The following is a 9912-nucleotide window of genomic DNA, read 5'->3' on the forward strand; positions in this document are numbered from 1 at the left end:
TCGTAGCTTCAGGATCCTGTGAATGAACATCAAGATTGACGCGCTGATCGCCCGCAAGATCGGCTTCGCCTCCCACCAGAATGCTGTTCCCCTCGTGCGTGAATTGAGCCTCTGGAACCAGGAAGAAACCACCCTCGAAGACCTGGTGCTGACCCTGAGCACCGACCCGGAGTTCGTTGAAAGCCGAAGCTGGAATATTGATCGCATCCATCCCGGTGATCGCCTCAGCATCCCTGATCGCGACATCAAGCTCAACGCCGGTTACCTGTCCGGTCTGACCGAAAGCCTGAACGCCGACGTGGTGTTGCGCGTGTCCCGGGGCGAGGCGGTGCTCGTCGAGCAGCGCTTCCCCACCGAACTCCTGGCCCGCACTGAATGGGGCGGGTTGAGCGCGATGCCGGAACTGCTCGCCGCGTTCTGCATGCCCAATGACCCCGCAGTAGACCGGGTGCTTAAAGCCGCCTCGCAAGTCCTGCGCCGTGCCGGCAAGAAAGACGGCATCGACGGCTACGAAAGCAAATCCCGCACGCGCACCTGGGAACTGGCTTCCGCCATCTGGTCGGGGGTGTGCAGCTTTCAACTGAGCTATGCGTTGCCACCCGCCAGTTTCGAGCAGCAGGGCCAGAAGATCAGGCCACCGAGCGTGGTGCTGGAAAACGGCGTCGCGACCTGCCTCGACACCGCGTTGCTGTTCGCGGCAGCGCTGGAGCAGGCCGGGTTGAATGCGTTGCTGGTCATGACCAAGGGTCACGCATTCGCCGGCGTCTGGTTGCAGCCTCAGGAATTTTCCCAGTTGCTGACCGATGAAGCATCGGCCGTGCGCAAGCGTCTCGACCTGAAAGAAATGCTGGTCTTCGAGACGACCCTCGCGACCCAGGCACCCGCGCCGAGTTTTTCCCGGGCGGTGGCCGCCGCCGAGCGGGAACTCGACGATGAGCAGTTCATCATGGCCATCGACGTGCACCGCGCACGAATGCAGAAGATTCGTCCGATGGCGCTGGTGTCAGCGGTTGTTCCAGTCGATGGCGCCGAGGAAGCACCGCCCGTGGCGGAAGGGCTGGAAGAAGCGCCGTCGCTGCCGGGGTTCGATGTCGAGATCAATGAAGACGCCTCGGGGCCGGCCGGAAAACTTACCCTGTGGCAACGCAAACTGCTCGATCTGACCACCCGGAATCGTCTGCTGCATTTGCCGGACAGCGCCAAAGGCGTGCGCCTGCTATGTCCCGATCCGGCGGCCCTGGAAGACCTGCTCTCCAGCGGCCAGCGCATTCGCGTGGTGGCCGTCCCCGATTTGAAAAGCAGCGGCCGCGATGAGGCCTTGTATGAGCAGCAGAACAATGAAAGCCTGGTCGACGAGGTGGCCCGTCAGGCGCTGGCGCGCGGCGAAGTCCTGGCCAGTCTGGAGAAGGTCAAGCTGGAAGCCACGCTGATCGACCTGTTCCGCAAGGCCCGCAGCGATATCGAGGAAGGCGGTGCCAACACGCTGTTCCTGGCCATCGGCTTCCTGAAGTGGAAGAAAAGCGTCGACGACCCGAAAACCTATTCCGCGCCGTTGATTTTGCTGCCGGTGAAGCTCGAGCGCAAAAGCGCCTCGTCCGGGGTCACCCTGAGCCTGCTCGACGAGGAGCCGCGCTTCAACCTGACCTTGCTTGAGCTGCTGCGCCACGATTTCGAGCTGGTGATTCCCGGGCTGGACGGTGAGCTGCCCAGCGATGGCAGCGGCATTGATGTGGCCGGCATCTGGAACAGCGTGCGCCGGGCGGTGCGCGATGTACCCGGCTTCGAGGTCAGCACCGAGCTGGTGCTGGGCACCTTCTCGTTTGCCAAATACCTGATGTGGAAAGACCTGAACGCCAACGCGGCGCAGCTGCTGCAAAGCCCTCTGGTCAAGCATCTGCTGGACCCCGACGCAGCGGGTGAAGGCTTTTCCGGTTCGGCCGAATTTCCCCGCCCCGAGCGTCTGGATGCGACCGTCACGCCGGCGCAGCTGTTCGCCCCCTTGCCGGCCGACTCGTCGCAAGTGGCCGCGGTGGTGGCGTCGGCCAACACCCACAGCTTCGTCATGGACGGGCCACCCGGCACCGGCAAGTCCCAGACCATCGCCAACATGATCGCCCACAACTTGGCCCTCGGCCGGCGTGTGCTGTTCGTGGCCGAGAAACGCGCGGCCCTTGACGTGGTGTTTCGTCGTTTGGCTGAAAAGGGCCTTGGCGAATTCTGTCTGGAGCTGCATTCCAGCAAGGCGTCCAAGGTTGAAGTGCTCAAGCAACTGGACCGCGCCTGGGACGTGAGTGAGGCCCTGAGCGCCGAGGAATGGGAACGTGAAGCCGCGCGGTTGCAGACCCTGCGCTCACGGCTCAACCAACTGGTCGATGTGCTGCACCGACGCTGGGATAACGGCCTGACCCTGCATCAGTCCATCGGTCGGGTGGTTCGCGACCACAGCCCTCAGACGCCAAGGCTAGGCTGGGAAACGGGCACACAACACGATGGAACCGAGTACGCCGGGTTGCTGGATCTCGCCCGTCGCCTGGGACTCAACGGCAGCGCCGCCCGCGACCTGTCAGGCAAGTTCGGCGCCCTGGCGCAGACGCAATGGTCGAACGCCTGGCAGGCACAGATCGCCAGCGTTGCCCGTGAGATTCCCCAAGCCCTTGATCAGTTGAACGCCGCCAGCGAGCGGCTCCTGGGTCTGACCCACGTGCCGTTGCCGGTTGCTGAAGTGGCGCAGGTCCAGCAGTTGAATGACCTGGCTGCCCTGATTCTTGAATCCCACGGCCTGAACCTGTCATTTGCCTTTGCACCCGATGCTGCCGCGCGCATCGAAGCGGCCCGGCGCAGTTGCCAATTGATCGAGAGTTATCGGGAGCTTGAAGAAACCCTGTCCCTGGATTACGCCGATGAAGCGTGCCGTCGTGTGCCGGTCACGCAACTGCGCACCGAGTGGCATGAAGCCGAGGGCAAGTTCTGGTTTCTGGCGACGTTTGCCAAGAAAAAGGTGGCGAAGAAGCTGGCCTCTCTGGGTGGCGCGGCGGGCCTGCCGGACACCTTGGGCGACCTCGCCATTTTTGAACGCCTGCAGGCTCAGCTACTGGAGCTGGACGGGTTGGCCAGCGACATGCAATCGATGCCCGGCTGGAAAGGCATGACCAGCGACCCGGTGCGAACGCTGCAGGCCGTGACCTTGGCCGAGCGTCTGCGCGGCATGCTGATCGGGCTGGCGGAATCACCCGAGCACTTGGTTGCCTTGCGCGGCGCCGTGGCGCGTCTGGTGATCGAGGCGAACGACATGTTGGCGCCGAGCGGCCAAATCGCTTCCGCCTGCTTGACGTTGCAGCAGGCGCTGTCGCGCTTTGAGGAAGCGGCGCGGTCGTTCGCCGGCCTAGCCGGCACGGCCACCGAGACTCACCCGAGCGTGGCCGTTCTTCGGACCACGTCACTCGCCATCCAGCAGCACGAAGAGCAGCTCAAGGCGTGGTGCGACTGGTGCCGGGTGCGCCAACAGGCAACTGAGGCCGGCCTGGCCACTCTGGCTCAGGCACTGGAAACCGGCAGCCTGTTGCCGTCCGCTGCAGAGGACACCTTCGTCACGGCTTATGCCCACTGGTTCGCGACCCAGGGCATCGACGGCGAACCCTTGCTGCGCAATTTCGTGGCGGCCGAGCACATGAGCGACATCGGCGCCTTCGTGCGTCTGGACGACGAGCTGGCGAAACTGACCGTGCGCTATATCCGCGCCAAACTCTGCGGTCTGATTCCGTCCAAGAATGACATTCCCAAGAGCAGCGGCTTTGCCATTCTCAAGCATGAGTTGCAGAAGTCCCGCCGGCACAAACCGGTTCGGCAGCTGGCGATCGAGATGGGCGATGCGCTGAATCGTCTGGCCCCTTGCATGCTCATGAGCCCCTTGTCGATCGCGCAGTTCCTGCCCGCCGACCAGCCGCCGTTCGATCTGGTGATCTTCGACGAGGCGTCGCAAATCGCGCCGTGGGACGCCATCGGTTCGATTGCCCGGGGCAAGCAGGTGATCATCGCCGGCGACCCTCGGCAGATGCCGCCGACCAACTTCTTCAACCGTGGCCCGAATGCCGGCGACGACGACACCGCCGAAGACATGGAAAGCATCCTCGACGAATGCCTGGGGGCAGGGGTGCCGAGTCACAGTCTGAGCTGGCACTACCGCAGTCGCCATGAAAGCCTGATTGCCTTCTCCAATCACCGTTACTACGACAGCAATCTGATCACTTTCCCGGCCGCGGAAACCCGCGCCAGTGCCGTCGAGTGGCGCAAGGTCGAGGGCGTTTACGCCAAGGGCAAGGGGCGTTACAACCAGGCCGAAGCCCAAGCCATCGTCGATGAAACCGTCAAGCGCCTCACCGACCCTGCGTTTGTGGCAGCGGGGTATTCCATCGGCATCATCACCCTCAACTCCGACCAGCAGAAACTGATCAACGACCTGCTGGACGCGGCCCGCAAGCAATACCCACAAATCGAGCCGTTCTTCCAGGATACTCAGACCGAGCCGGTGGTGGTCAAGAACCTGGAAACCGTCCAGGGCGACGAGCGTGACCTGATTATGCTGGGCATTGGTTATGGCCCCACCGAACCCGGTGCGCCGGTGATGTCGATGAACTTCGGTCCCCTCAATAAGGACGGCGGATGGCGCCGGCTCAACGTCGCCATCACCCGGTCCCGCCGGGAAATGCTGGTGTTCACCTCGTTCGATCCGTCGATGATCGACCTCAACCGCACCAATGCCCGCGCTGTACGCGATCTGAAGCACTTCATCGAGTTCGCCCAGCGCGGCCCGAAAGCGCTGGCCGAGGCGGTTCAGGGCTCGGTGGGCGGTTACGACTCGCCGTTCGAAGAAGCCGTCGCGCAAGGGCTGAGGCGTTTGGGCTGGCAGGTCGTTCCGCAGATCGGCGTGTCACGTTTCCGCATCGATCTGGGCATCGTTCACCCGGACCGCCCGGGCGATTACCTGGCGGGGGTTGAGTGCGACGGCGCCACGTATCACAGCGCTGCCACGGCGCGGGACCGGGACAAAGTGCGCGGGGCGATTCTCACCGGCCTGGGCTGGAACCTGCTGCGGCTGTGGTCCACCGACTGGTGGGTGGATAAAGAAGGGGCGTTGCAGAAGCTGCACGTGGCGCTGAACGACCTGCTGGCTGAATCGCGACGGGACGGCGCTGCCGAACGGGCCGATGAGGCCGTCACCGCGCCGCTCCTGGTCGACTTCACAGCGTTACCGGAACCTGAGGCTAACGACGAGGTGAATGAAACCCCGATTGGTTAGATTGATCTCCGCGGCCCGTCTTAGCAGACTCTGGTTTTACTTGCTCAATGCTGGCGGCCAGTCGAGGTGACAGAGGCGCCTGATCGTCAGCATCTCACTGACCGCACGCGGTTTTTAGTGGGACCGGCTTCAGCCGGGAAGAGGCCAGTGCAAGCGCCATCACTGTTGAGGTGTGACGTCTGACGCCTTCCCGGCTGAAGCCGGTCCCACATTGTTGCTTCAGCCCCGGTTTATTGGGGTCCTGGCTTCGTCCGACTGGTTAAAGGTCAGTGATCTCCTTGTGGCGCGGTACCAGCGTCTTCATCACACTCCACGCCACCAGGTAGGCGAGGGCGCAGATCGCGAACATGATCATGTAGCCGGTGTGAATGTCGTTGATCGACTTGTAGTAGTCGAACACCCAGCCGCCGATCTTGGTCATGACCACGCCGCCCAGGCCGCCCGCCATGCCACCGATGCCGACCACCGACGCCACGGTTTTCTGCGGAAACATGTCGGAGACGGTGGTGAAGATGTTGCAGGACCACGCCTGGTGGGCGGACGCGCCGATGCCGATCAACAGGACGGGCACCCAAAAGCTGATATAGCCGAACGGTTGCGCCAACAGCACCACCAGCGGGAACAGCGCGATCACCAGCATGGCCTTCATCCGGCCGTCATAAGGCTTGTCACCGCGGGCCATGAAGTAGCTCGGGAACCAGCCGCCGCCAATGCTGCCGACCATGGTCATGCTGTACAGCACGAACAGCGGAAGCACGATGGCCTGGCCTTTCATCCCGTACTGCGCCGACAGGTAGGTCGGCAGCCAGAACAGGAAAAACCACCACACGCCGTCGGTCATGAACTTGCCGAAGGCAAACGCCCACGTCTGGCGATAGGTGAGCAATTTGAACCAGGAGACCTTGACCGCAGGCGCGCCCGGCAGCGGGGCCGCCTTGACGTGCTCGACCTCGTCACTACGGATATAGGCCAGTTCTTCGGCCGTCAGGCGTTTTTGCTGATCCGGCTTTTCGTACAGCGCCATCCACACGCCCAGCCAGACAAAACCCAGCAGGCCGACCACGATGAACGCGGATTCCCAGCCCCAGAATGCCGCGATCAGCGGCACGCAAATGGGCGCCGTGATCGCGCCAACGTTGGCGCCTGAGTTGAAGATGCCGGTGGCGAACGAGCGCTCTTTTTTCGGGAAGTATTCGGCGACCGCCTTGATCGCAATCGGAAAGTTACCGGCCTCGCCAACCGCCAGCACGGCCCGTGACAGCATGAAACCGGCAATGGACACCGGAATGGCGGCGAATCCCAGGGCGGTGGTGATCGCGCCAATGCCTTGTCCCAGCGGCACTGCAAACGCGTGCATGACCGCGCCGGTGGACCAGACACTGATGGCCACCACGAAAGCGGTTTTGGTGCCTATCCTGTCGACCAGACGCCCGGCGAAAATCATCGAGATCGCATAGACGAACTGAAACACCGAAGCGATGTTGGCATAGTCGGTGTTGCTCCAGCCAAACGTCGTGGACAGCTCCGGTGCCAGCAGGCTGAGCACCTGACGGTCCAGGTAGTTGACTGTGGTGGCGAAAAACAGCAGCGCGCAGATCGTCCAGCGGTATTTGCCGACGGACCGGGTGGCCGCCTGGGTAATGCTTTGGGGGTGGGTAGACTCGTTCGGGATCATGGCATCACTTTTTTATTATTGGGGTTATCGATTGTGATCGTCTGTCGTCGTACAACGCTGTAGGTATAGCGAGCGTTTCAGCAGGCTGTCAATGTTTGCACGCGAAACATCGCCGCCCCATGCTCATCAGGCTTCAGATGTCACCCGGGGGAGGCGCTGGCTTTTCGGAAAAACCGTGAGGTGTGGCCCAAAGGTCCGCGTCAGCCTGATCGGGCCATGCCGCCGTGCTGACTATCAGATCGGTCTATCAGATCGGCGTGTTCATGAGTTCACGCACGCGGGCGGCCAGTGTCTCGATGCCGAAAGGCTTGATGAGCACATGCATGCCCGGCTCGAGCTGGCCGGCACCGATCGCCGCCCCCTCCGCGTAGCCGGTGATGAACAATGTCCGCAGGCCCGGACGCACCAGGCGCGCAGCGTCTGCCATCTGGCGTCCGTTCATGCCACCGGGCAGACCGACATCGGTGACGAGCATGTCGATCCGCACATCCGACCGAAGCAGATTCAGGCCACTGGCGCTGTCCGTCGCTTCCATGAGGGTGTAGCCGAGTTCAGCCAGCACCTCGGTTACCAGCATGCGCACCGTGGGTTCATCATCGACGACCAGAATCGTTTCGCCGATGCCCGCTGTCGAGGCCGCGGCATCTGGTTCGTACAGCTCATTTACGCTGGGCGTTCCGTGGTAGCGGGGGAGGTAGATGGACAGCGTGGTCCCTTGTCCGACCACCGAGGCGATACGAACCTGCCCCCCGGATTGCTTGGCGAAACCATAAATCATCGAGAGGCCCAGGCCAGTGCCCTGACCGATGGGTTTGGTGGTGAAGAAGGGGTCGAAAGCCTTCGCCACGACGTTGGCTGGCATGCCCGTTCCGGTGTCGGTCACGCTGAGGGTCAGGTATTCGCCCTCGGGGACCTCCAGCAGCGGTGCTTCCGCTGTTCCCACGAACTGACAGCGGGTTTCGATGGTAATGCTGCCGCCGTCCTGCATGGCGTCCCGCGAGTTGATGCACAGATTCAGCAACGCATTTTCCAGCTGGCTCGCATCGACCAGTGCCACGCAGCTGTCCGGCGAGCCAACGGTCTGCACGCTGATGCTGGGGCCCACGGTGCGCTGGATCAGCTCGGTCATGCCCTCGACAAGGCTGTTGATCTCGGTGGGCCGGGGATCCAGGGTTTGCTGGCGGGAGAACGCCAGTAATCGGTGGGTCAGGGCAGCCGCCCGTTTGGTCGCGCCCTGGGCCGTCGTCAGGTAGCGGTCGACATCCGTCAGACGACCTTGAGCAAACCGCGCACTCAACAACTCCAGCGAGCCCGAGATGCCCGCGAGCAAGTTATTAAAGTCATGGGCAAGCCCGCCCGTGAGTTGCCCCACGGCTTCCATTTTCTGTGACTGGCGCAGCTTTTCCTCGGTCTGCATCAACGCGGCGGTGCGTTCCGCCACGCGCTGTTCCAGGGTCTCATTGAGGGTACGCAGGGCCGCGGTTGCCAGGTCGCGCTGGGCTTCGACCGAACGCCGCTCCTCGACGTCGATCAGCACGCCCGGAAAGCTGAGGGGAACACCGTCCTCGCTGAAGTTGACGCGCCCGTTTGCCTCGATCCAGTAGTATTTGCCGTCCGCCCGACGGACCCGGTATTGATGGGCGTAGGCGCCGCCGCGACGGATGGCCTCGTCGATTGCCGTCATCAGGCCCGCCCGGTCTTCCGGATGCACGGTCGCCACCACTTGCTCAAGGCTGAGGCCTTCGTAACCCAGCATCGGGTCGAGGCCGAAGGCCCGGGCGAACGCTTCATCGACGGTGAAACTGTTGCTGGGCAAGTCCCAGTGCCAGGTGCCGAAAATGGCCCCGGCGGCCAGGGCCAGCTGCACCCGCTCGACGTTCGCGCGGGCGATGGCTTCGCTCTGGCGCAGACGCTCCTCGGCATCACGCCGCCCCGTCACGTCGTTGAAGATGATCGCAATCTGACATTCGGCGGGATCGCCAACGGGGACGGCGCGCACGTCAAACCAGCGCTGGAAGGCTTTGGCGTAGCTTTCGAAGGTGGCCGGCACGCGGGTTTTGGCAACCCGTCCGTAGGTATCGAACCAGAATTGTTCCAGGTCCGGGGCAAACTCCCGGACCCATTTCCCGCGCAGGTTGACCCCGGCCTCACGTTCGAAGGCCGGGTTGGCTTCGAGGAAGCAATAGTCGATCGGGTAGTCATTGGCATCGAACTTGACCTGAACGATGGCAAAGGCGGCTTCGACCGTTTCCAGAATCGTCCTGAAACGCTCCTCGCTCTGCCGCAGTGCAGCCTCGGTGTCACGAATCGGCGTGAGGTCGAGCATCGCGCCGATCATGCGCACCACGTTGCCTTGAATGTCGCGGATGACGTGCCCACGGTCGAGAACCTGAGCGTAGGTGTCGTCCACCCGGCGAAACCGATACTCCTCACTCCAGCCGGTCTGTCTGCCGTCGATCACGTCATGGATCGAGGTGACGATGCGCTGCCTGTCATCGGGATGAATCTGCGCAATCCACCAGTCGCCGGTCATTTCGACCGTGGCGAGCGGATGTCCGTAGACCCGTTCCAGGGCGTCGTTCCACAGGACATGGTTTTCCTTGAGGTCCCAGTCCCAGATCGCATCGTTGGTGGCTTTGACCGCGAGGCGGTAGCGGACCTGAGCGTCTTCGATCGCTTGCTCGGCAACCTCTTCGGCGACATCGTTCGGTCGTGTGCCGGTGCACAGGCTGTCCAGCCTCATGGCTTCACTTTTCTTCAACGCCGACCGCAACTGCATGACTTCAGCCTCGAGGGCTTCCCGGGTCAAATGCTTCAAGTTTCCACCTGCAAACGTAACGTTATGACCTGAGGTCGGAGGTGCGCCATGCTCCCTCCGGGACTGCGCCAGCCGGCTGATCCAGCACGTATCGGCGGCCAGCGTTTTACGCTGCATGCTGGC

The 9912-nt window shown here is 62.8% G+C and carries 3 protein-coding genes; 1 reads left to right on the forward strand and 2 read right to left on the reverse strand.

Translation table 11 applies throughout. The features are described 5' to 3' along the window. Window positions 1-22: 22 nt before the first annotated feature. Window positions 23-5296 (forward strand): DUF4011 domain-containing protein, encoded by a 5274-nt coding sequence (locus tag QMX88_RS17975; RefSeq protein WP_282371677.1) that lies wholly within the window; start codon window positions 23-25, stop codon window positions 5294-5296. A 259-nt stretch (window positions 5297-5555) separates the two neighbouring features. Here QMX88_RS17975 and QMX88_RS17980 read toward each other — a convergent pair whose 3' ends face one another. Together QMX88_RS17980 and QMX88_RS17985 are read right to left on the reverse strand one after the other, a co-directional pair. Further along, window positions 5556-6971, reverse strand: a complete 1416-nt coding sequence (locus QMX88_RS17980) for an MFS transporter (RefSeq protein ID WP_282371678.1) — start codon at window positions 6969-6971, stop codon at window positions 5556-5558. Window positions 6972-7218: 247 nt separating this feature from the next. After that, window positions 7219-9750, reverse strand: coding sequence for a hybrid sensor histidine kinase/response regulator (locus QMX88_RS17985; RefSeq protein ID WP_282371680.1), 2532 nt, complete (start codon window positions 9748-9750; stop codon window positions 7219-7221). Window positions 9751-9912: the final 162 nt, after the last annotated feature.

Origin of the sequence: Pseudomonas sp. PS02290, assembly GCF_029960075.1 — a bacterium.
GTDB lineage: Bacteria > Pseudomonadota > Gammaproteobacteria > Pseudomonadales > Pseudomonadaceae > Aquipseudomonas.